The organism is Streptomyces sp. 4N509B, assembly GCF_052245655.1.
Taxonomy (GTDB): Bacteria; Actinomycetota; Actinomycetes; order Streptomycetales; family Streptomycetaceae; genus Streptomyces.
On the sequence record NZ_JBQQBZ010000006.1, the window covers coordinates 117,845 to 137,915 of the forward strand.

17 protein-coding genes are annotated in these 20,071 nt (G+C 71.9%); 7 read left to right on the plus strand and 10 right to left on the minus strand.

The annotated features are described in order from the left end of the window. Nucleotides 1–50: 50 nt before the first annotated feature. A complete protein-coding gene (locus ACTWP5_RS09265; protein WP_443220304.1) occupies nucleotides 51–1,565 on the plus strand; it encodes an MFS transporter in 1,515 nt (504 codons plus the stop codon). 85 nt (nucleotides 1,566–1,650) lie between these two features. On the opposite strand, the gene ACTWP5_RS09270 is transcribed toward ACTWP5_RS09265, so the two are convergent. Further along, a complete protein-coding gene (locus tag ACTWP5_RS09270) occupies nucleotides 1,651–2,223 on the minus strand; it encodes a dihydrofolate reductase family protein (protein WP_443220305.1) in 573 nt (190 codons plus the stop codon). Between the two features lie 193 nt (nucleotides 2,224–2,416). On the opposite strand from ACTWP5_RS09270, the gene ACTWP5_RS09275 reads away from it, so the two are divergent. Together ACTWP5_RS09275 and ACTWP5_RS09280 are read left to right on the plus strand one after the other, a co-directional pair. Then, nucleotides 2,417–2,725 carry a hypothetical protein gene (locus ACTWP5_RS09275; protein WP_443220306.1) on the plus strand — a complete coding sequence of 103 codons (309 nt, stop codon included), beginning with the start codon at nucleotides 2,417–2,419 and terminating at the stop codon, nucleotides 2,723–2,725. A gap of 21 nt (nucleotides 2,726–2,746) precedes the next feature. Beyond that, the gene (locus tag ACTWP5_RS09280; protein ID WP_443220307.1) at nucleotides 2,747–4,954 is read left to right on the plus strand and encodes an ATP-binding protein; all 2,208 of its coding nucleotides are present in this window, start codon (nucleotides 2,747–2,749) and stop codon (nucleotides 4,952–4,954) included. Here ACTWP5_RS09280 and ACTWP5_RS09285 read toward each other — a convergent pair. From ACTWP5_RS09285 to ACTWP5_RS09315, 7 genes are all read right to left on the minus strand, one after another. Then, the gene (locus ACTWP5_RS09285) at nucleotides 4,936–5,865 is read right to left on the minus strand and encodes an oxidoreductase (RefSeq protein ID WP_443220308.1); all 930 of its coding nucleotides are present in this window, start codon (nucleotides 5,863–5,865) and stop codon (nucleotides 4,936–4,938) included. The two genes, ACTWP5_RS09280 and ACTWP5_RS09285, sit on opposite strands and share 19 nt — an antisense overlap. Nucleotides 5,866–5,914: 49 nt before the next feature. Beyond that, a complete protein-coding gene (locus tag ACTWP5_RS09290) occupies nucleotides 5,915–8,275 on the minus strand; it encodes a beta-xylosidase/alpha-l-arabinosidase (RefSeq protein WP_443220309.1) in 2,361 nt (786 codons plus the stop codon). A 51-nt stretch (nucleotides 8,276–8,326) separates the two neighbouring features. After that, on the minus strand, nucleotides 8,327–9,151 hold the full coding sequence (locus tag ACTWP5_RS09295) for a carbohydrate ABC transporter permease (protein WP_443220392.1): 825 nt from the start codon (nucleotides 9,149–9,151) through the stop codon (nucleotides 8,327–8,329). 131 nt (nucleotides 9,152–9,282) lie between these two features. Next, nucleotides 9,283–10,248 (minus strand): carbohydrate ABC transporter permease, encoded by a 966-nt coding sequence (locus ACTWP5_RS09300; protein WP_443220310.1) that lies wholly within the window; start codon nucleotides 10,246–10,248, stop codon nucleotides 9,283–9,285. Further along, a complete protein-coding gene (locus ACTWP5_RS09305; protein WP_443220311.1) occupies nucleotides 10,229–11,536 on the minus strand; it encodes an extracellular solute-binding protein in 1,308 nt (435 codons plus the stop codon). The genes ACTWP5_RS09300 and ACTWP5_RS09305 overlap by 20 nt, the downstream gene beginning before the upstream one ends. A gap of 218 nt (nucleotides 11,537–11,754) precedes the next feature. Beyond that, entirely contained in the window at nucleotides 11,755–13,032 is a 1,278-nt protein-coding gene (locus ACTWP5_RS09310) for an extracellular solute-binding protein (RefSeq protein WP_443220312.1), read from the minus strand. Between the two features lie 213 nt (nucleotides 13,033–13,245). Then, a complete protein-coding gene (locus tag ACTWP5_RS09315; RefSeq protein ID WP_443220313.1) occupies nucleotides 13,246–14,337 on the minus strand; it encodes a LacI family DNA-binding transcriptional regulator in 1,092 nt (363 codons plus the stop codon). A 194-nt stretch (nucleotides 14,338–14,531) separates the two neighbouring features. On the opposite strand from ACTWP5_RS09315, the gene ACTWP5_RS09320 reads away from it, so the two are divergent. Together ACTWP5_RS09320 and ACTWP5_RS09325 are read left to right on the plus strand one after the other, a co-directional pair. After that, nucleotides 14,532–15,608, plus strand: a complete 1,077-nt coding sequence (locus ACTWP5_RS09320) for an endo-1,4-beta-xylanase (RefSeq protein ID WP_443220314.1) — start codon at nucleotides 14,532–14,534, stop codon at nucleotides 15,606–15,608. A 232-nt stretch (nucleotides 15,609–15,840) separates the two neighbouring features. Then, nucleotides 15,841–17,244 carry an endo-1,4-beta-xylanase gene (locus tag ACTWP5_RS09325; protein ID WP_443220315.1) on the plus strand — a complete coding sequence of 468 codons (1,404 nt, stop codon included), beginning with the start codon at nucleotides 15,841–15,843 and terminating at the stop codon, nucleotides 17,242–17,244. Nucleotides 17,245–17,349: 105 nt separating this feature from the next. Here the strand turns inward: ACTWP5_RS09325 and ACTWP5_RS09330 are convergent, their stop codons facing one another. Beyond that, complete coding sequence (locus ACTWP5_RS09330; protein WP_443220316.1) at nucleotides 17,350–18,159, minus strand: TetR/AcrR family transcriptional regulator; 810 nt, start codon at nucleotides 18,157–18,159, stop codon at nucleotides 17,350–17,352. Nucleotides 18,160–18,343: 184 nt separating this feature from the next. Between ACTWP5_RS09330 and ACTWP5_RS09335 the strand changes: the two genes are divergently transcribed. Then, complete coding sequence (locus ACTWP5_RS09335; RefSeq protein ID WP_443220393.1) at nucleotides 18,344–18,745, plus strand: nitroreductase family deazaflavin-dependent oxidoreductase; 402 nt, start codon at nucleotides 18,344–18,346, stop codon at nucleotides 18,743–18,745. A gap of 107 nt (nucleotides 18,746–18,852) precedes the next feature. On the opposite strand, the gene ACTWP5_RS09340 is transcribed toward ACTWP5_RS09335, so the two are convergent. Then, nucleotides 18,853–19,161: a DUF6881 domain-containing protein gene (locus ACTWP5_RS09340; RefSeq protein WP_443220317.1), complete on the minus strand. Its 309-nt coding sequence runs from the start codon at nucleotides 19,159–19,161 to the stop codon at nucleotides 18,853–18,855. 158 nt (nucleotides 19,162–19,319) lie between these two features. Here ACTWP5_RS09340 and ACTWP5_RS09345 point away from each other — a divergent pair, with 158 nt between their 5' ends. Beyond that, nucleotides 19,320–20,018: a helix-turn-helix domain-containing protein gene (locus ACTWP5_RS09345; RefSeq protein WP_443220318.1), complete on the plus strand. Its 699-nt coding sequence runs from the start codon at nucleotides 19,320–19,322 to the stop codon at nucleotides 20,016–20,018. The last annotated feature ends 53 nt before the right edge of the window (nucleotides 20,019–20,071 follow it).

Below are 20,071 nucleotides of genomic sequence, written 5' to 3' on the forward strand. Positions count from 1 at the left end.
CCGTTCGCCGGGACGTCATCCCCCTGCGCCGAAGCTGAAGAGAGAGCAGAGTGAACGACACGCCGGAAAGGCCCGCCCCCGTCGCCCTGGAGCACCGCTGGAGCAGGCGGCTCGTTCTCTGGGCGGCCGTTCTCACCCTCGCCAACGTTCTCGCCGACGTGGCCATCGGCTCGCCCATGATGGTCCTGCCCCAGCTGATGGAGCGCTTCGACACCGACCAGGCCGCGTGGCTGAACGCGAGCGCGATGCTGGCCGGGGCCCTCTGGTCGCCGCTGCTCGCGCGGAGTTCCGACGTCTTCGGCAAGCGCCGGACACTCGTCGTCACGCTCCTCCTCGCCTGCGCGGGGGCGCTGGTCTGTTTCGCCGCCCCCAACGTCTGGCTCTTCCTGGTGGGGCGCTTCCTCCAGGGCGCCGCCTTCGCCGCGATCTTCATCACGGTGGCCCTCGCACGCCAGATCTGCACCCCGCGGGTGGCGATGGCGCTCGTCGGACTCGTGACGTCGGGCTCGTCGATCGTCGGAGTCGTCGAGCCGTTCCTGATGGAGCCGGTCATCGACGTCTTCGGCTACCGGAGCGTGTTCGTCGTGGCGGCGCTGCTCGCCGCGGCGGCCGCGTTCTGCGTGCGCTCCCTCATCCCGGAGTCGCCGATCCGCGGCACCGGCCGGATCGACGTGGGCGGGGCGCTCCTGCTCGGCGGCGGCCTCGGCGCGGTGCTCGCCTACGCCAGCCTCGGGAGCGACCTCGGATGGCTGTCCGCCGGGATGGTCACGCTGTTGGTGGCCGGTGCCGCCGCGTTGGCCGCCTGGGCGTTACTCGCGCGGCGGGTCGACGAACCCATCGTCGACCTCCGGGCCCTCAGCCGCCCGGTGCTGCTGACGCTGCTGGCCCTGGTGCTGGCGGCGGGCTCCTTCCGGAGCATGCTGCAACTGACGAGCGTCGTCGCCCAGGTCCCCGCCGACCTGGGGCTCGGCTACGGTCTCGGCGACGGAGAGGCGGTCGCGGTGCTGCTCGCCGCGCCCAACGTCGGCATCGTCGTCGGCGGCACGTGCGCCGGCTGGCTCGCCGGACGGTTCGGCCCCGCACCGCCCCTCCTCGGCGGCATCGCCCTGGGGGCGGCGGCGACCTTCGCGATGCTGGCGGGTGTGTCGGTGCTCCCGCTGGCGATCGCCTGCGGCGCGCTGGTCGGCGTGGCCGCCGGCGCGATCGGCGCCTCCGGCTACAACCTGGCGACCAGTGCCGAGGCGCCCGAGCGGCAGGGCACGACCGCCGGCCTGGTGTCCGTCGTGCTCGCCCTCGGCTCGGTCGTCTTCACCTTCGCCGGGGGCGAGGTGCTCAAGGCCACCCACAGCTCCGAGACCTTCGCCGGCGGCGCCCCGGCGAGCACGGCGACCGGCGTGTACCTCTACGTCGCGATGGCCGGGGTGCTCTTCGTCCTCGCCGTGGTGCCCGCGGTCATGCTGGCGCGCCACCGGCCCGCCGCGCCGGTGGAGCCCGGGGCACCCCGGCGTCCGGGCCGGTCCGCGGCCGACACGCCGGGTGAGCCGGTGGGCCGGCGAACCGGGTGAGCCGACAGCCCGGACGCCCGACGCCCGGCCCCCGGGGGCATGGTGCGCGACCACCGGGCGTTCGGGCGTGACCCGCCGCGGGCGCTCACCGGACGACGTCGAAGACGTTCTTCTGGATGCCGTTGGCGTACGCCTCGCTCTCGACGAGCCTCAGCTTCTGGGTGTCCTTGTCCGTGTCGCTGAACAGGCGCTTGCCGGCGCCGAGCAGCAGCGGGAAGACCAGCAGGTGGTAGCGGTCGATGAGGCCGGCGTCGGAGAGGGAGTGGTTCAGGGTGGCGCTGCCGTGGACGATGATCGGGCCGCCCTCGGTCTCCTTCAGCGCGGCGACGTCGTCCAGCGAGCGCAGGATCGTGATCTCGTTCCAGTTCGAGACGAGGTCGTCCTCGGCGAGGGTGGTGGAGACGACGTACTTCGGCATCACCCTGTACTCGGCGAACTCCTCCATGTCCGGCCAGACCGGGCTGAACGCCTCGTAGCTGACGCGGCCCATCATCAACGCGGCGGCCTCCTCCTGCTCCCGGCCCTTGAGCTCGTACGCCTCGGGCAGGAACTCGACGTCCTTGAACGTCCAGCCGGAGTTCCGGTACCCGGGCTCGCCCCCCGGGGCCTCCACGACGCCGTCGAGCGAGACGAAGGCGGTGCTGATCAGAGTGCGCATCTCGGGTCTCCCAAGTGAGTGTGGGGCGGGCTCCAGCCCGTTGTCGTCTGTAGGACCCGGGGGCGTCGCGAAACTCATCGGTCGTCGGAGCGAGGTCCCCCGGCAGGGTGAGGAGAAGTGGCTCGGGCGGGCGCTGGGCCGGTGTAGCGTCGTCTCGAGGGGACGGGGCGTTTGAAGGGGAGCGCACCATCTGATGCGTCTGTTACCGCTGTACGCGCAACTCGTCGCGATGACCCTGGTGTACGCCTGCCTGTACGGCGTGGTCGTCGTGGGTGTCGTGGCGCTCACCATGGTCTCCGGAAGCGGCGACGCGAACGTGGTGGCGGGCGCCTTCCAGTGGACCTCGAAGCGGGACCAGGGCGCCGCCGCGGAACGCGGACGCTGGTCCTACGGCGCCCGCCTGCGCGCCCTGGCCGTCCGCACCCTGCGTGACCTGCTCGTCTTCGGGCCCGTGCGGCGGAAGTTCGAGGAGATCAGGTACGAGCGGGACCGCCGGTGGTGACCGGGTGGGCGAGGTGACCTGGTGGGCGAGGTGACCGGGCCGGGCGCGGCGGGCGGGGAGCGAACGCCGTCCGACGTCGCCAACACGGTGGCCGCGCCGGTGTACGGGGTGACCGCCCAGGCCGGGCGCGACGTCCACCTCACGACGGTGGTCGCCCCGCCGACGGCGCTGGCCGGGCTGCCGCCGCTCGACGGCGGTTTCGTCGGCCGGCGGTCGGAGCTCGCGCGGCTGGCCGCCGCGCTGCGTCCGGACGCCGACGGCGGCACTCCCGCCGCCGTCTGTGTGGTCGCCGGCCTCGGCGGGGTGGGCAAGACCGCGCTCGCCGTCCACGCCGCCAGGAGCGCCGTCGACGCCGGCTGGTTCCCCGGCGGCGTCCTCTTCCTGAACCTGGAGGGGTACGCGCCCGACGACGCCACCGTCGCGCCGTTCGCCGCCCTGGCGACGCTCCTGCACGCGCTCGGCGTGGCGGGCACGGACATCCCGCCCGAGCAGGCCGCCCGCGAGGCGCTGTACCGGAGCAGGCTGGCGGAGCGCGAGCGGCCCGTGCTGATCGTGCTGGACAACGCCTCGTCCTCCGCGCAGGTCCGCCCGCTCCTGCCGGGCGGCCTCCCGCACCGTGTGCTGGTGACGAGCCGGCACACCCTCGCCGACCTGGGCGCCCGCCAGTTCGACCTCGACGTGCTCACCCAGGCCGAGGGGGAGTCCATGGTGGCCGGGGCCCTGCGGACGGCGTTCCCCGGGGACCAGCGGGGAGCCGAGGCCGGGGGGATCGCCGAGCTGGTGCGGCTGTGTGGCCGGCTGCCGCTGGCGCTGGGCATCGTCGGCGCGGTCCTCGTGCGCGACCGCGACCGGACGGTGCGGGAGCTGGTGACGTCGCTGGAGGACGAGACGACGCGGCTCGGCCGCATCTCCTACGGCGGGAGCGCCGGGGTGCGCGCCGCGTTCGACCTCTCCTACGGTCTGCTCGACCCGGACGAGGCCCGGCTCTTCCGCCTCCTGCCGCTCCACCCCGGCCAGGAGTTCGGCGCCGAGGCCGTGGCGGCGTTGGCGGACCGTCCCCTCGGCCAGACGGTGGAACTCCTCCGCTCGCTGCGGAGCGCGCACCTGGTTCTCACGGGCGACCGGTCCGGCCGGTACCGGATGCACGACATGGTCAGGCTCTACGCGACGGAACGGTCCCGGGAGGTGAGCGCGCGGGGACGCGACCGCGCCCGGCACCACCTCTGCGACCACTACCGCGAGGCCGCCTCGTCCGCGGTCACGTGGCTGGAGGGGGACGCGCGGACGTACGCGGACCGCGGCCGGTTCGCCGGCAGGGCCGACGCGGTCACGTGGCTGGGGCGGGAGCGGGGCAACCTGACCGGGGTGGTCCACCTCGCGCACGCGATGCGACGCGACGCCGTCGTGGAGGACGTCACCTACGCCCTCGCGGCGTTCCTCGTCAACGACGGGCGGCCCGGCGAGTGCGTGCCCCTGTACGAGCTCGCGGTCGACGCGGCGCGGCGGCGCGGGGACCCCGTCAGCGAGGGCAACCTGCTCGGTTTCCTGGGGTGGGCGCTGCGCGAGCAGGGGCTGCCCGAGGCCGCCGCCGAGCGCTTCCGGCGCGCGCTCGCCCTGGCCCGGCGGAGCGGCAGGCGCGAGCAGGAGGCGTACGCGCTGGACTGGCTGGGCCTGGCGGCCACGGCCGCCGGCGACCTCGACACGGCACGCGACCACCACCTGCGGGCTCTCGCCCTCCACCGGCGGCTCGCCAACGACGACGGCGAGGCGGTGACGCTGGTCAACCTCGGCGAGGTGGAGGGCATGAGGGGACGCTACGAGGAGGCGTGGGCGTGCCTGGAGCGGGCGCTGGCCCTCTACCGCGGGGCGGAGAACCGCTACGGCGAGGCGGAGACGCTGATCCACATGGGGGAGGCGGCCTTCGCCCAGGGGGACTTCGCGTCGTGCCGCCGGCACCACGAGGAGGCGGTGGGCATCCTGGAGGACCTCTGCCTGTGGCACCGCGCCGCGCGGACGTTGGTCGAGCTGGGAGTGATGGCGCGCGACGCGGGCCGGGCGGGCGCCGAGGAGCGCGCGGGTCCCGAGGACTTCTGGCGGCGCGCGGTGGAGGTCGCCGCACGGGACGGCGATCCCGAGGTGGCCCGGAACGTCACGGCACGGGTGGCGCGGCTGCGCGGCGCGCCCGCCGCGTCGGCGTCCGTCGCGGGGCCCTATCCCAGCGCCTCGTAACGGATGCCGGTGAGCTCCTCCGAGGCCCGCCACAACAGCTCGGCGACGCGGTCGTCGCGGGTCCACGGCGCGCGCCAGGGGCCGGAGACGCCGCCGCGCAGGCGGTGGGCGCCGATCACGCTGGGGCCGGTGAAGGAGTCGGGGCGCACCCCCGGGGCGGTGGCGGCGTAGAGGGTGGGCGTGGCGCCGGCCTCGGGCGGGGCGGCCAGGGAGCGGTCGCTGAGGCGGGCCACGCGCTCCCGCAGGCGGCTGCCGGTCAGCCGCGCGCGCTGGCTGGTCAGCCCGCTGGCGGTGTAGCCGGGGTGGGCGGCGGCGGCCAGCACGTCGTGGCCGCCCCGGCGGGCGCGGCGCGCCAGCTCGTGGGTGAACAGGAGGTTCGCGGTCTTGGAGCGGCCGTAGGCCAGCCACGGCCGGTAGTGGCGCTCGGAGTTGAGGTCGCGCAGGTCGATCGTGCCCAGCGCGTGCAGCAGGCTGGAGACGGTCACCACGCGCGCGCCCGGGGTGGCCAGCAGCCGCTCGAAGAGGAGGCCCGTCAGGGCGAAGTGACCCAGGTGGTTCACGCCGAACTGCATCTCGAAGCCGTCGGCCGTCCGCGCCCTCGGGACGGCCATCAGGCCGGCGTTGTTGATCAGCACGTCCAGGCGGCGGGTGCCGAAGTCGGCGGCGAAGGTCCGCACGGAGGCGAGGTCGGCCAGGTCCAGCAGCCGCAGTTCGGCGCGAGCCTCCGGAACCTGGCCGAGCAGCCTGTCGAAAGCCTCCTGCCCGCGCCGCTGGCTGCGGCACGCCAACACGACGTGCGCGCCGCAGCGCACCAGTTCGCGGGCGGTGACATATCCCAGGCCGCCGTTGGCGCCGGTCACGATGGCGATACGGCCCCTGAGGTCGGGAATGTCGCGAACCGTCCATCCCATGAGCTCCAGCGTAGAGCGGCGCCGGGGCGCATGGCGACGGGCGGACGGATCAGCTCGTGACTCCCTCCGTCGTGATCGTCGTCGCGCAGTGCATCCGGCGGTCGTAGCCGACGGTGCGCTCCGGTCCGGTCAGGGCCAGCGGCAGGGCGTGACGGATGTCGCCGCTGGAGGCGGCCAGCCGCAGCTCCAGGTCGCCCGGCTCCACGATCCGCTGCTCGGCGCTGAGCGCGTACGAGGACAGGTCGGCGTCGAACGTGAAGGCGACCCGCGCCGACTGGCCGGGGTCGAGGGTGACCCGGGCGTAGCCGACGAGGCGGTTGACGGGGCGGGTGATGCGGGCCACCGGGTCGTGGAGGTAGAGCTGGACGATCTCGGTGCCGGCGCGCTCCCCGGTGTTGGTGACGGTGACCCCCACGGTGGTGGAGCCGTCGGTCGGCACCGCGTCCGCGTCGATCGAGGCGCCGTCCCACGCGAACGTGGTGTACGACAGGCCGTGGCCGAAGGGGTACAGCGGCGTCGGGTCGACGTTGCTGGCGTCGCCGCGCTGGCCGAGCGGCGGCGCCAGGTAGCCGTAGGGCTGGGCCCCGCTGTGCCGGGGCACGCCGATGGGCAGCCGGCCCGAGGGGTTGATCCGGCCGGAGAGCACGCCCGCGACGGCCGGGCCGCCCTCCTCGCCGGGGAAGAACGCCTGGACGACGGCGGCCAGTCGCCCCTCCCACCGGCCCAGGGCGTAGGGCCGGCCGGTGAGCAGCACGAGGACCACCGGCACGCCGGTGGCCAGCGCCGCGTCGACCAGCTCGCCCTGCCCGTCGGGCAGCTCCAGGTCGAGCGCGTCGCAGCCCTCGCCGGAGGTGCCCCGGCCGAAGAGGCCGGAGCGGTCGGCGGCCACGACGACGCACACGTCGGCCTCGTCGGCGAGCTCCGGCAGGTGCACCGGGTCGCTGACGTGCGTGATCTCCGCCTCGGGCAGCTCGGCGCGCAGCGACTGGAGCACCGTCGGGATCTCCACGCCGATCGGCAGACCCTCGTGGAGGATGCCGATGTGGCGGGGGAAGGTGTAGCAGCCGAGCATGGCGGCCGGGTCGTCGGCGAGGGGACCCACGACGGCGATCCGCCGGCCGGGGTGGACCAGCGGCGACAGCGGCAGCACGTCGCCGTCGTTGGCCAGCAGCACCACCGACTCCTCCGCCAGGCGTCGCGCGACGTCGCGCAGCGCGGGCGGGTCGAGGTCGACGGGCCCCTCGACGGTGGTGGGCTGCCAGTCGGCGTCCAGCAGGCCGAGCTCGGCCTTCTGCGTCAGCAGGCGCAGGGCCGCCCTGTCGACGAGCTCCTCCGACACCTCGCCCGACTGCACGGCCTTCAGCAGCGGCGTGCCGAAGGCGCGCTGCGCCGGCAGCTCCACGTCCACACCCGAGGCCAGGGCGAGCGCGGCGGCCTCGGCGGCGGAGCCGGCCACGTGGTGGGTCAGCTCCAGGAAGGAGACGGCGAAGTAGTCCGAGACCACGGTGCCCTCAAAGCCCCACTCCTCGCGCAGCAGCGTCTTCAGCAGCCAGGCGTTGGCGGTGGAGGGCAGGCCGTCGATGTCGTGGTAGGCGGGCATGACGGAGCGGGCCCGGCCGTCACGCAGCGCCATCTCGAACGGCGGCAGCACGAGGTCGGCCAGCTCGCGCGGGCCCATGGAGACGGGCGCGTGGTTGCGTCCCGCGCGGGAGGAGCCGTGGGCGGCGAAGTGCTTGAGGGTGGCGACCAGGCCGGTGCTCTCCAGGCCCCTCACGTAGGCGGTGGCCACGGTGCCGACCAGGTACGGGTCCTCGCCGATGGTCTCCTCGGTCCGTCCCCAGCGCGGGTCGCGCGCCACGTCCAGCACCGGGGCCAGGCCCTGGTGGATGCCGACCTCACGCATCGAGGTGCCGATGAGACGGGCGGCCTCCTCGACGAGCCCGGGGTCGAAGGAGGCGCCCCAGGCCAGCGGGATCGGGAGGATCGCCGCCTGCCAGGCGGCGAAGCCCGTCAGGCACTCCTCGTGGGCGATCGCCGGGATGCCGAAGCGGTTGGCCGAGGCGATGCGGCGCTGGTCCTCGGCGAGGGCGCGGGTCTTCTCCGTGGGATCGACCGGGGCGCTGCCGAACGGCCGGGTGAGCTGGCCCAGGCCGTTGGGCAGCAGCGTGTCGAGGTCGGGAGGGAACGCGTTCAGCTCGTCCTGCATCGGGGCGACGTTCTGGTTCTCGCCGAACGCCGTCTCCTCGGCACCGGACTCGGAGCCGGAACCGGACTCGGTGTCGGAGTCGGGCTCCGAGTCCGGCCAGATGCTCACTATCTGGGCGAGTTTCTCCTCCAGGGTCATCTGTGACAGCAGGTGCGCGGCGCGGGTCGCGGCCGGGAGGGCTGGGTCCTGCCAGGGGTGGTGCATGAGGCTCCTTGTCTGAGGGGCGCGCGCCTCAGCTGCGCGTCCGTGCGGCGGTCACTTCCCGCCCACGCCCATCAGGCCGTTGATCAGCTGGCGGCGAGCGAGGAGGTAGGCGGTGAAGATCGGCACGATCGACAGCACCACGGCGGCGAGCAGAGCCGGGATGTCCGTGCGGTACTCGCTGACGTAGTCGTACAGGCCGAGGGTCAGCACCTTGTTCTCGGGGGTCTGGGTGAGGATCAGCGGGTAGAGGAAGCCGTTCCAGGCGCCGAGTGCCGAGAAGACACCCACGGTGGAGATACCCGCTCGCGACATGGGCACGACGAGTTGGAACAGCATCCGGGTCGGGCTCGCGCCGTCGAGAGCCATCGACTCGTAGAGCTCCTCGTCGATGTCGCGCATCGTGCCGACCAGGATCAGCACGCTCACCGGGAGGGCGAACGCGGCCTGCGGGAGGATGATCGCGAGGAGGGTGTCGTACAGCTGGACCTCGGTGATGATCCAGTACACGGGGATGATCGTCGCCTGCGCCGGGATCGCGAGGCCCAGCAGGAAGAGCTGGAAGAACCGCATGGACAGACGGGAGCGGTTGCGCACCACGGCGTAGGCGATGGACACCGACGCCGCGATCGCGATGGCCGCGCAGGCCGCGGTGACGATCGCCGTGTTGAGCAGGTAGCGGAAGAAGTCACCCTCGAAGACGGTCCGGTAGCTGTCGAACGAGATCTCGCTCGGCAGCGCCAGCGGCCCGTTCTCCAGGTAGTCCGCCCGGTCCTGGACGGTGGAGATGATCATGCCGTAGAGCGGCACCAGCACGATGAGCAGCCAGATGGTGGTGGCCACACCGGCGGGGATGTTGGCCCGCCGCAGCTTGTACAGCCGCCGGGTGAACGCGCCGGGGGGCGTGCCGCCCGGCCGCGCCGCGGAGGCGGCGGGGCCGGCGGGAGGGGTCTCCTTCTCGACGTCGCTGTCGTGTCCGGAGTTCTTGCTGACGGTCTGACGCACCTGGCTCACATCCCCTCCCGGGTGCTGCGCATCCGGTTGAAGCCGGTGAGCTTCACCAGCAGCAACGAGATGGCGGTGGCGGTGATGACGAGGGCGGTGGCGACGGTGCTGGCGTAGCCGAAGTCGGCCGCCTTGAAGCCCTGGTCGTACATGAGGAACGGGACGATCGTGGTGGCGTCGCCCGGTCCGCCGTCGGTCAGGACGAGGACGGTGTCGAAGTACGTCAACGCGCCCACGATCATGATCACCGTGGAGGTGACGATGGTGTTGCGGAGCTGCGGGAGGGTGATGGCGAAGAACTGCCGAACCGTTCCCGCGCCGTCGATGGTGGCGGCCTCGTAGAGGGACCGGGGGATCTGACGGGCACCGCCCTGGTAGATCAGGGTGTGGAACGGGATGAACTGCCAGGCGGTGACGAAGAGCACGGCGGCCAGGGCCCCCTGCTCGCTGCCCAGCAGGTCCCGGCCCTCGATGCCGAACCAGCCGATCATGGTCTCGTACCAGCTGTAGCGGGCCAACCCGAAGTTCGGGTCGAACAGCGTTCCCCACATGAGGGCCAGCGCGACGGAGGACGCCAGCAGCGGGACGAAGAAGATCGACGACAGGATGGCGCGGTTGCGCTGCCGACCGGCTGCCCAGACGCCCAGCAACAGGGCGATCGGGGTCTGGAACACCCAGGTGAAGACGGTCAGCAGCAGGCTCAGCCAGATGGCGTTGCGCATGCCGTCGTCCTCGATGAGGCGGGACCAGTTGTCCATGCCCACCCAGGAGGGGGAGGCGATGCCGTCCCAGCTGGTGAAGGACAGGTACAGGACCACGAACATGGGGACCGCGGCGAACGCGAGGAAGAAGAGAACGCCGGGGATCGCCCAGGCGATGCCTGGGCGACCGGCGCGCGGGGGCGCGGAGGTGATGTCGGTTTTCACGAGATCTGCATGCCTCGGGTGGGGGCTAGAGGCTCGACATCTCATCGACGAACTCCTGCGGGCCGATCTGGCCGGCGAAGAGTTCCTGGATGGCGTTGAGCATCGGCTGGGCGTACTGGGGGGTCAGGGCCTGGTCCCAGGAGAGCTGGAAGCTCGTGGCGTTGTTGATCATCTCGTACTGCCAGGTGGCGAACTCGGGGTTCGGCGCGCTGTCGAGCAGGTCGGCGGCGTTGGAGGTGGCCGGGATGTCGCCGTTGTCGATCAGGGCCTGGGCGTAGTCCTCGGTGGCCATGAGCTTCATGAACTCGACGGCCGCGTCCAGACGCTCACCCTCGACGTTGGAGTGGATCGACCAGTAGTTGGTCGGGTTGCCCACGACGCCGTTGGGGTCACCCGCGCCGCCCTCGATGACGGGGAAGGCGGTGTACGCGAGGTCGGCCTCGGCGAACTCGGGCTGGTTGCCGAGCTGGTTGGAGTACTCCCAGGCGCCCATCAGGTGCATGGCCGCGTCGCCACGGGCGAAGAGGGTGGAGGCCGCGTCGTTGCCGTACTGCACCGAGCGGAAGTTGTCGCCGAACGCGCCGGCGTCCACCAGCTGCTCGACGTTCTCCGCCATGGAGAGCACCGCCGGGTCGTTCCAGGCGCTCATGTCGCCGCCCTGGATGGTCTGGAAGACCTCGGGGCCGCCCTCGCGGTCCAGCAGGTACTCCAGCCACATCAGCTCGGTCCAGGGCTCGGAGCCGGCGAGCGCGAAGGGGGTGATGCCCTCGGCGGTCAGCGTGTCGACCGCGTTGTACAGGTCGTCCAGCGTCTGCGGCGGCTCCAGGCCGTTGTCCGCGAAGAGGGTCTGGTTGTAGAAGAGGATCACGGGCTGCACGCCGCGCATCGGGATGCCGTAGCGCTGGCCGTCCACCGCGCCGGCGTCGAGGATGGTGTCGACGAAGCCGTCGCGGAGCTCCGCCTCCTCCTCGATGATCGGGGTGAGGTCCACCAGCATGTCCTGCTCGACATACTCGCTGATGCTGCCGCCGCCCCAGTTGAAGAAGATGTCGGGCGCGTTCTCGGTGCCCATCGCGGTCCGCAGGCGGTCGGTGTAGCCGTCGTTGGCGATCTCGGTGATGCGAATATCGATGTCGGAGTCCGCGTTGAACTGCTCGACGAACTCACGCTGGATGTCCGTCGAGGGGTCCTGCAGGGTCCAGACGTTCAGGGTGTCGCCGCTGGGGCCTGAGCTCCCGCAGGCAGCCAGACCCGAGGCCGCGAGGACCGTTGCGCCCACAGCGGCGAGGGCACGTACGTGCCGGGTGTTACCCCGGCGCTGAGCAGATGGCATCGTCCACACCTTCCGGAAACTCGCCGAAAATTATCGGACCAGGTGCGGAAGAAAATTACGGGGGTGTGCCCGGTGCGTCAACGGTGCCGCACATATCAAGATGGTCAAGATGGTTCGCCCCCGTCCACCGGTGTCCGTACCGTGGGAGTACGGAGAGGGCGAACGGGGGCGAAACGGGCGCGCTGTGGGGTCTGTGGGAGGTCTGCCCGGACGGGGTCTCAGACGTTCCGCAGCATCTGGTCGATGAACTCGTCGGGGCTGATCTCGCCGCTGAAGAGCTGCTGGATGGCCGCCATCATGGGCTCCGCCTGTCGGGGCGGCAGCGCCTGGTCCCAGGACTGCTGGAAGCTCGGGGCCAGGGAGACCAGGTCGTACTGGAAGCGCGCGTACTCGGGGTTCGGGTGGCTGCCGAGCATGTTCTTGGCGTTGGTCGTGGTGGGGACGTCGCCGTTGTCGATCAGCGCCTGGGAGTACTCGGGGCTCGCGGAGAGCTCCAGGAACTCCAGGGCGGCCGCCAGGCGGTCCTCCTGACCCTCCTCGCCGAGGCTGGCGTGGACCGACCAGTAGTTGCTGGGGTTGCCCACCACGGTCCGCGCGTCGCCGCCGGGGCTGTCGCTGATCTCGGGGAAGGGCATGTACGCCAGGTCGTTCTCGGCGAACTCGGGCTGGTTCGCGAGCTGGTTGGCGTACTCCCAGCTGCCCATCAGGTGCATCGCCGCGTTGCCCTCGGCGAAGTAAGTGGAGGCGGCGTCGTCGGTGTAGGTCAGCTCGGTGTAGTTGTCGCCGAAGGCGCCGGCGTCCACCAGCTGCTCGACCATGTCGACGGCCCAGCGCATGCCCTGGTCGCCCCACAGGCCCGTCTCGCCGTTCTGGATGTGGCCGAAGACGTACGGTCCCGCGTAGCGGTCCAGGAGGGTCTCCAGCCACATCAGCTCGGTCCAGGCGTCGCCGCCGCCGAGCGCCACCGGGGTGACGCCGAGGGACGAGAAGGTGTCGACCAGGCCCAGGAAGTCGTCGAAGGTCTCGGGCGGCTCCAGGCCGTTGTCCGCGAAGAGCGTCTGGTTGTAGAAGAGGATCACGGGCTGTACGCCGCGCATTGGCACGCCGTAGTAGTGCCCGTCGATGACCGCGCCCTCCAGGATGTTCGGGACGAAGGCGTTCTCGAAGTCCTGGTCGCTCTCCAGCTGGTCGCTGAGGTCCAGCAGCAGTCCGTCCTCCACGAACTCGCTGATGCTGCCGGAGCCCCAGTTGAAGAAGATGTCCGGCGGGTTGGCCTCGCGCATCGCCTCGCCCACCCGGACCTGGTAGGTGTCACCCGGCACCGGGACGAGGTTGATGTCGATGTCCGACTCGGCGTTGAACTGCTCGACGAACCTCTCCTGCACGGCTGTGGAGGCGTCCTGGTAGACCCACACGTCCAGCTCTTCTTCCGAGCCGGAGCCGGAGCCGGAGTCGCCGCAGGCCGCCAGTGTCGCCGCCACGAGGGCGGATACCATGACAAGCACGACGGCACGTGAAGATCGGGGCATTACGCGACACCTTCCCCTGAATCGCCTGAAAAGTTTTCGACCAGATGTCCGGGAAGCTACGGCGGTGTGGCGAACGGGTCAACGGACGGTGCGTCTCAGGATGATTACGGTGGCGACCCTGTCTCTTACTGTCCGGTACTCGGTCAGTCACGCCCGGGGACGTCGCTCGCCGTGCACGCACTATGCACCCTCGGTGGCGCCCTCCCCTTCCCGTGCCTCGGCGGGCACGACCGCGGCGGCCACGGCCGGGGAGCCGTCGTGGCCGGGTGGCGGGGCCGTGGAGGCACGGACGACCAGCTCGGTGGCGAGCTCGACCCGCGGCGAGTCGATCTCCTTGCCCCGGGCCTGCCGCAGCACCGTGCGCGCCGCGACCTTGCCCATCTCCGCCAGCGGTTGGCGCACGGTCGTCAGCGGCGGAGCCGACCACCGCATCTCCGGCAGGTCGTCGAAGCCGACGATGCTCACGTCCTGCGGCACCCGCAGACCCCGGCGGCGCAGCGCCTCGATCGCGCCCATCGCCATCTGGTCGTTGGAGGCGAAGATCGCGGTGGGCGGGTCGGCCAGGGCCAGCAGCCGCTCGCAGCCGGCCACGCCCGCCTCGTGGTAGAAGTCCCCGGGCGCCAGGAGCGACTCGTCGACCGGGATGCCGGCCGACTCCAGCGCGGCCCGGTACCCGTCGAGCCGGGCCCGGCTGCACAGCAGCCGGGGCGGCCCGGAGATGAAGCCGATCCGCCGGTGGCCGAGCTCCAGCAGGTGCTCGGTGGCCGCGAGGCCGCCGGCCCAGTTGGTGGCCCCGATGGTGGGGGCGTTGAGTGCCGGGGAGCCCGCGGGGTCCACCACCACGATCGGCACGCCCAGCCGGTGCAGCTCCTTGTGCAGCACCGGCTCCAGCGCCGAGGTCACGAGGATCACGCCGTCCGAGGCGCGGGCGCGGAGGTTGGTCATCCACTGCCGGGCCGCGCCGGCGCGGTCGTGGATCGCGGAGACCACGGTGCCGACGCCGGCGGCGTGGGCGACCTCCTCCACGCCGCGGATGATCTCCACCGCCCACGGGCTGTCGAGATCGTTGAAGACCAGGTCCAGCAGGGCGGCCCGGTCGCCGGGCGCGCTCGTGCGGCGACGGTACCCGTACTGTCGTAGCAACTCCTCCACCCTCGCGCGGGTCTCGGGCGCGACGTCGGAGCGACCGTTGACCACGCGGGACACGGTCGGCACCGAGACGCCCGCCTCCCGGGCGATGGCCGTGATGGTTACCTTGCGTTCCCCTGTCATGCGCACCTCTTTGCTCGGTCTCCCACATGGGAGTATCTCCCCGGCCCCCGGGCAGCTCGTTTGCTGGGTGGAAAACGCTCGGCCCTCCCGGAAGATTTTCAATGTTATTCCGGAAGGGTTGACTGTCCCAAGAGGGGCGCCATAAAACGGACGGGTCAAGCCAGCGGGGGCGTGACACGAAAGGGGACCTCCCCATGTCTCCCCACGTGCGCAAAGCCGCCGTCGTCGCCGCGGCCGGGACACTCGTCGCCGGCCTGGCGATCTACGGCAGCGCACAGGCACAGGAGGAACCGGTACAGCCCCACGACCCGCCCGTGACCCAGCAGTCCACCCTGCGCGCCGCAGCCGAGGCGTCGGGCAGGTTCGTGGGGACAGCGATCAACGACGGCCTGCTGTCCGACCCCACGTACTCCTCGATCGCGTCGAGCGAGTTCAGCAGCGTCACCGCCGAGAACGTCATGAAGTGGGAGGCGGTCCAACCGAGCCAGGGAAGCTTCGACTTCTCCGGCGGCGACCGCCTGGTGGACTTCGCCCAGGCCAACGACCAGCAGGTCTGGGGTCACACGCTCGTGTGGCACAGCCAGCTGCCGGGCTGGGTGTCGGGCGGCGGCTTCGGCGCCGACGAGCTGCGGGGCGTCATGAACGACCACATCGCCGAGGTCGCCGGCCACTTCGCCGGCGAGGTCGCCTACTGGGACGTGGTCAACGAGGCGTTCAACGAGGACGGCACCCGCCGCCAGTCGGTCTTCCAGACCACGCTGGGTGACGGGTACATCGCCGAGGCGTTCCGGGCGGCCGACGCCGCCGACCCGAACGCGAAGCTCTGCATCAACGACTACAACATCGAGGGGGTCAACGCGAAGAGCGACGGCGTGTACGAGCTGGTCAGCTCGCTGCTCGACCAGGGCGTGCCGATCGACTGCGTCGGCTTCCAGTCCCACCTCATCGTCGGCCAGGTGCCGGGCGACCTCCAGCAGAACATCGAGCGCTTCACCGAGCTCGGCGTCGAGGTCGTCCTCACGGAGATCGACATCCGGATGACCATGCCCTCGGACGCGGCGAAGCTGGAGCAGCAGCGCCAGGACTACGAGACGGTCGTCGCCGCCTGCACCGCGGTGCCCGGGTGCGCGGGGGCGACGGTCTGGGGCATCAGCGACCGGGACTCCTGGGTGCCCGACGTCTTCCCCGGCGAGGGCGCGGCCTGCCCCTGGGACGAGAACTACCAGCGCAAGCCCGCCTACGACGGCATCGTGGCGGGCTTCGGGAGCTAGACCCACTCCGAGAACCCGTCGTGGCCCGGCGACGCTCCTCCCTCCGTCGCCGGGCCACGGCGTGCTCCGGTGCGCCCGAGCGCGCCGAGCGGCCGGAAGTTTTTCAGTTTACTTCCGGAAGGATTGACGCCCTTCGTCGGCCCTCGTAGAACAAGTGCCGTCAACCTGCGGGGGCATGACAGAAAGGTACATCCGCGTGTCTTCCCTTACGCGAACAACGGCGCGATCGGCCGTGGGGCGAACGGTACGAAGAGCCGCCGTCGGCCTCACCGCCGGCGCGCTCGTGCTCGGCTTCCCGGTCGCTGTCAGCGCCCAGGCCGGCGAGCCGGCCGAGGCCACGGCGGAGACGCTCCAGGCCTCGACGCTGCGCGACGCGGCCGCGTCGCAGGGCATCTTCGTGGGCACCGCCGTCAACGACGGCCTGCTGTCGAACTCGACCTACTCCTCGATCGCCTCGGACGAGTTCAGCAGTGTCACCGCCGAGAACGTGATGAAGTGGGAGAGCATCCAGCCCAGCCAGGGCAACTTCAACTTCGCCGGCGGCGACCGGCTGGTGAACTTCGCGCAAGCTAACGACCAGCAGGTGTGGGGTCACACGCTGGTCTGGCACAGCCAGCTGCCGAGCTGGGTGCGCGACGGCGGCATGAGCGCGTCGCAGCTGCGTCAGGTGATGAACACCCACATCACCACCGTCATGGACCACTACGAGGGCGACGTCGCCTACTGGGACGTGGTCAACGAGGCGTTCAACGAGGACGGCACCCGCCGCCCGTCGGTCTTCCAGACCACGCTGGGCGACGGCTACATCGCCGAGGCCTTCCGCACCGCCGACGCCGCCGACCCGAACGCCAAGCTCTGCATCAACGACTACAACATCGAGGCCGACAACGCGAAGAGCGACGGCATGTTCAACCTGGTCAGCTCGCTGCTGAACCAGGGCGTGCCGATCGACTGCGTCGGCTTCCAGTCGCACCTCATCCTCGACCAGGTGCCCAGCACCTTCCGGTCCAACCTGGAGCGCTTCACCAACCTCGGGCTGGAGGTCGTCATCACGGAGCTCGACATCCGGGTCAGCATGCCCGCCGACTCCGCCGAGCTCCAGCGCCAGTCCCAGCAGTTCGCCAGCGTCACCTCGACCTGCCTGGCGGTCGAGGGCTGCGTCGGCGTCACGGTCTGGGGCATCAGCGACCGGGACTCCTGGGTCCCGGACGTCTTCCCCGGCGAGGGCGCGGCCTGCCTGTGGGACGACAACTACCAGCCCAAGCCCGCCTACACCGGCATGCTGACCGCCCTCGGCGGCGAGCCGGGAGGGGGCGAGCCCGAGCCGCCCACCGGCTGCTCGGTCTCCTACGTCGTCAACCGCTGGAACACCGGGTCCGTCGTCGAGGTCCGGATCACCACCAGCACCGCCCTCAACGGCTGGTCGGTGAACTTCACCCTCCCGGCCGGGACCATCACCAACCACTGGAACGCCCAGATCACCCAGTCGGGCACCACCGTCAGGGCGGCCAACGCCGCCCACAACGCGAACGTCGCGGCCGGCGGCTCCTTCGGCTTCGGCTTCCAGACCAACAGCGGCGCCACCTACACCACGCCGACGATCTCGCTCAACGGGGCCAACTGCACCACCGCGTAGCCCCCGCGTAGCCCGCCACCCGGACTCGGGAGCCCAGCGAGACTCCCGAGTCGTCCCACGAGGTTACGAAAGGTGACGGCTGTGGGCCCGGCACGCCCGCCGGGCTCACAGCCCCACGCCGTGGGCCAGCCCCGTCGCGGTGTGGTCGAAGAACGCCTCCCGCGTCTCGTCCGCCGTCACCCCCGTGAACTGCCCGAAAACCTCGAACGCGACCAGGCCCACCAGCTGCGCCCAGGCCGCGACCACCGCCGCGAGCACCTCCGGCGGCAGCTCGGGCGCGTACTCCTCGGCCAGCCGCGCCATGTCCGCCCACACCTCCTCCGGCAGCGGCCCGCCGACGGGCGCGCCGAGCCGGCCCTCCCGCGACGCCTCCCTGACCAGCCCGAGCAGGGCGATCGGCAGCCGGGTCCCCGGGCCGACGGTGTCGCGCGGCGCCGCGTACCCCGGCACGGGCGTGCCGTGGATCAGCGCGAACTCGTGCGGGTGCGCCAGGGCCCAGGCGCGCACCGCCCGGCACAGCGCGACCCAGCGCGCCACGGGGGACGCCTCGGGTGACACCTCGGGTGACGCGTCCGGCGACGCCTCGGGTGACGCGTCGGCCTCGTCGCCGCCCCGCGTCAGGGCGCGCTCGGCGGCGTCGCCCATCGCGTCGTAGGCGTCGACGATCAGCGCGGTCAACAGCTCGTCCCTGCTGGGGAAGTACCGGTACAGCGCGGAGGAGACCATGCCCAGCTCCCTCGCCACGGCCCGCAGGGAGAGCTTCGCCGCGCCCTCGGCGGCGAGACGCCGCCGCGCCTCCTCCTTGATCGCGGCCGTCACCTCCCGCCGCGCCCGCTCCCTGACGCCCTGGATCGGCGTCCCCGACGGTTCCGGTGTGCCCGACGTCTCCGGTGTGGTCGCTCTCGTCCGTCCCATGGGGGCAGTCTGCCACGGAGCAGATCAGTGACCAACATCGAGAGCAGTGCTCTTGTCATGCGAGCCGCTTCGTGTAATCATCGATCTCAAGCGAGAGCACTGATCTCACAACGGAGCGGAGTACCCCGTGCAGACCACGTCCCAGCCCCACGTCAGGAAGCCCGGCCGCATCACCCGCCGCGTCATGAACCCGTTCGTCACCTTCCTCACCCGGCGCGGACTGAGCGTGTGGGGCTCGCGCGAGCTGGCCGTCCGTGGCCGCAGGAGCGGTGAGTGGCGCCGTACCCCCGTCAACGTGCTGACCGTCGACGGCCAGCGGTACCTCGTCGCCCCGCGCGGCCACGTCCAGTGGACGCACAACATGCGCGCCGCCGGCGGCGGCGAGCTGCGGCTGGGCAGGCGGCGGGAGGTCTTCACCGCCGTGGAGCTCGCCGACGACGACAAGCCGGAGGTGCTGCGCGCCTACCTCAAGCGGTGGAAGGCCGAGGTCGGCGCGTTCTTCGACGGCGTCGGCCCGGACTCCCCCCGGGAGGAGCTGCGCCGCGTCGCCCCCAGGTACCCCGTCTTCCGCATCACCGCCGGCTGACGCCCCGACTGTGGACCGGCGTCGCGGGAGGGGACACCGTCGAGGGCCCGGTGGGCCGGCACGGTCGGCGGCGCGGGCCCCCGAACGGGTGAACGGGTGAGGGGCCGTCAGTCGGGAGAGCCGGCGTCGCGTTCACCCGTGGACCGCCTCGCCCGCAGCCACACCCCCTCGAACTCCTCCCGCAGGATCGAGAACGCCGTGAACTCCGGCTGGGTCGCCACCGTCGCGAGATCGCCCGGCGGCACCTCCGCCAGCGCGCAGCCGCCCACCTCCCGCTCGGGGTCGGCCCACCCCACGCGCGCGCCGGGGAACTCTTCCACACGGCGGCACTCGTGGCCGTCCGGCCCGACCTCGCTGTAGATCGCCACGGGCTCGTCGGGGAAGTCGTGGTGCCAGTACACCTTCCAGTACCTCACGGCCTTCAGACGTTCGCCCCCTCCCCGAGGTTTCCCCGACCGTCGGTCCCCTTCCGACCCGTTATGAGATCGTGGCTCCCCGGTATGACTCCTGTGGCCCACGGGGGCCGTGTGCCCCATCCTTGAGTCGGGGGACGGGCGAAGGAGGTGGCCGGAACGTGAACGGTGCCGGGGCAACGGAGGCGGACGGGCAGGCGAACCACCGCAGCGACGTGGGCCGGCGCGTCGCCCAGCGCCGCGAGGAGCTGGGGCTGAGCCGGGAGGCAGTCGCCGAGCGGGCGGGCGTCGCCCCCGAGTACCTGCGGTACCTGGAGGAACACCAGTCGTCCCCCAGCGTGCCCTCCCTCACCCGGGTGGCGCGGGCCCTCCAGACCACCGTGGCCGACCTCAGCGGCGTCACGGCGCTGAGCGCCGCCCCCGCGTCGCGGTCCGGCCGGACCGAGCCGACGGAGCTGAGCCCCGAGGAGTGCCGGAAGCTGCTCGCATCCCACAGCGTGGGGCGCGTCGCGGTCTCCGCCCCCACCGGGCCCGCCATCGTCCCGGTGAACTACACCTTCACCGAGGAGGAGGACGCCGTGATCTACCGGACGGAGCTCGGGTCCACCTCCGCCGAGGCCGAGGGGGACGAGGTCGCCTTCGAGGTGGACCGGCTCGACGAGACGCTGCGCGTGGGCTGGACCGTGATGGTTTCCGGTGAGGCCAGACGCGTCACCGACCCGGCCGAGGCCGAACGGCTCGCGTCGCGGGCGCGCGCCCAGGAGTGGGAACACAGCGGCGGTCCGGCCGAGACCCGGCGCTGGCTGTGGATGCGGGTGGCGGCCGAGCGGGTCTCGGGCACCCGCGTCAGCCTCGGCTGAGGCGTCCGGCTGCGGTGTCCGGCCGAGGCGTACCGCACGCCGTTCGTCACCGC

What these genes read in the sequence shown, in the direction of transcription:
- ACTWP5_RS09270 (WP_443220305.1), bottom strand. Translation starts at nt 2,223, where the DNA reads ATGCGCACTCTGATCAGCACCGCCTTCGTCTCGCTCGACGGCGTCGTG.
- ACTWP5_RS09275 (WP_443220306.1), top strand. Translation starts at nt 2,417, where the DNA reads ATGCGTCTGTTACCGCTGTACGCGCAACTCGTCGCGATGACCCTGGTG.
- ACTWP5_RS09285 (WP_443220308.1), bottom strand. Translation starts at nt 5,865, where the DNA reads ATGGGATGGACGGTTCGCGACATTCCCGACCTCAGGGGCCGTATCGCC.
- ACTWP5_RS09290 (WP_443220309.1), bottom strand. Translation starts at nt 8,275, where the DNA reads ATGCACCACCCCTGGCAGGACCCAGCCCTCCCGGCCGCGACCCGCGCC.
- ACTWP5_RS09300 (WP_443220310.1), bottom strand. Translation starts at nt 10,248, where the DNA reads ATGAGATGTCGAGCCTCTAGCCCCCACCCGAGGCATGCAGATCTCGTG.
- ACTWP5_RS09305 (WP_443220311.1), bottom strand. Translation starts at nt 11,536, where the DNA reads ATGCCATCTGCTCAGCGCCGGGGTAACACCCGGCACGTACGTGCCCTC.
- ACTWP5_RS09310 (WP_443220312.1), bottom strand. Translation starts at nt 13,032, where the DNA reads ATGGTATCCGCCCTCGTGGCGGCGACACTGGCGGCCTGCGGCGACTCC.
- ACTWP5_RS09315 (WP_443220313.1), bottom strand. Translation starts at nt 14,337, where the DNA reads ATGACAGGGGAACGCAAGGTAACCATCACGGCCATCGCCCGGGAGGCG.
- ACTWP5_RS09320 (WP_443220314.1), top strand. Translation starts at nt 14,532, where the DNA reads ATGTCTCCCCACGTGCGCAAAGCCGCCGTCGTCGCCGCGGCCGGGACA.
- ACTWP5_RS09330 (WP_443220316.1), bottom strand. Translation starts at nt 18,159, where the DNA reads ATGGGACGGACGAGAGCGACCACACCGGAGACGTCGGGCACACCGGAA.
- ACTWP5_RS09335 (WP_443220393.1), top strand. Translation starts at nt 18,344, where the DNA reads ATGAACCCGTTCGTCACCTTCCTCACCCGGCGCGGACTGAGCGTGTGG.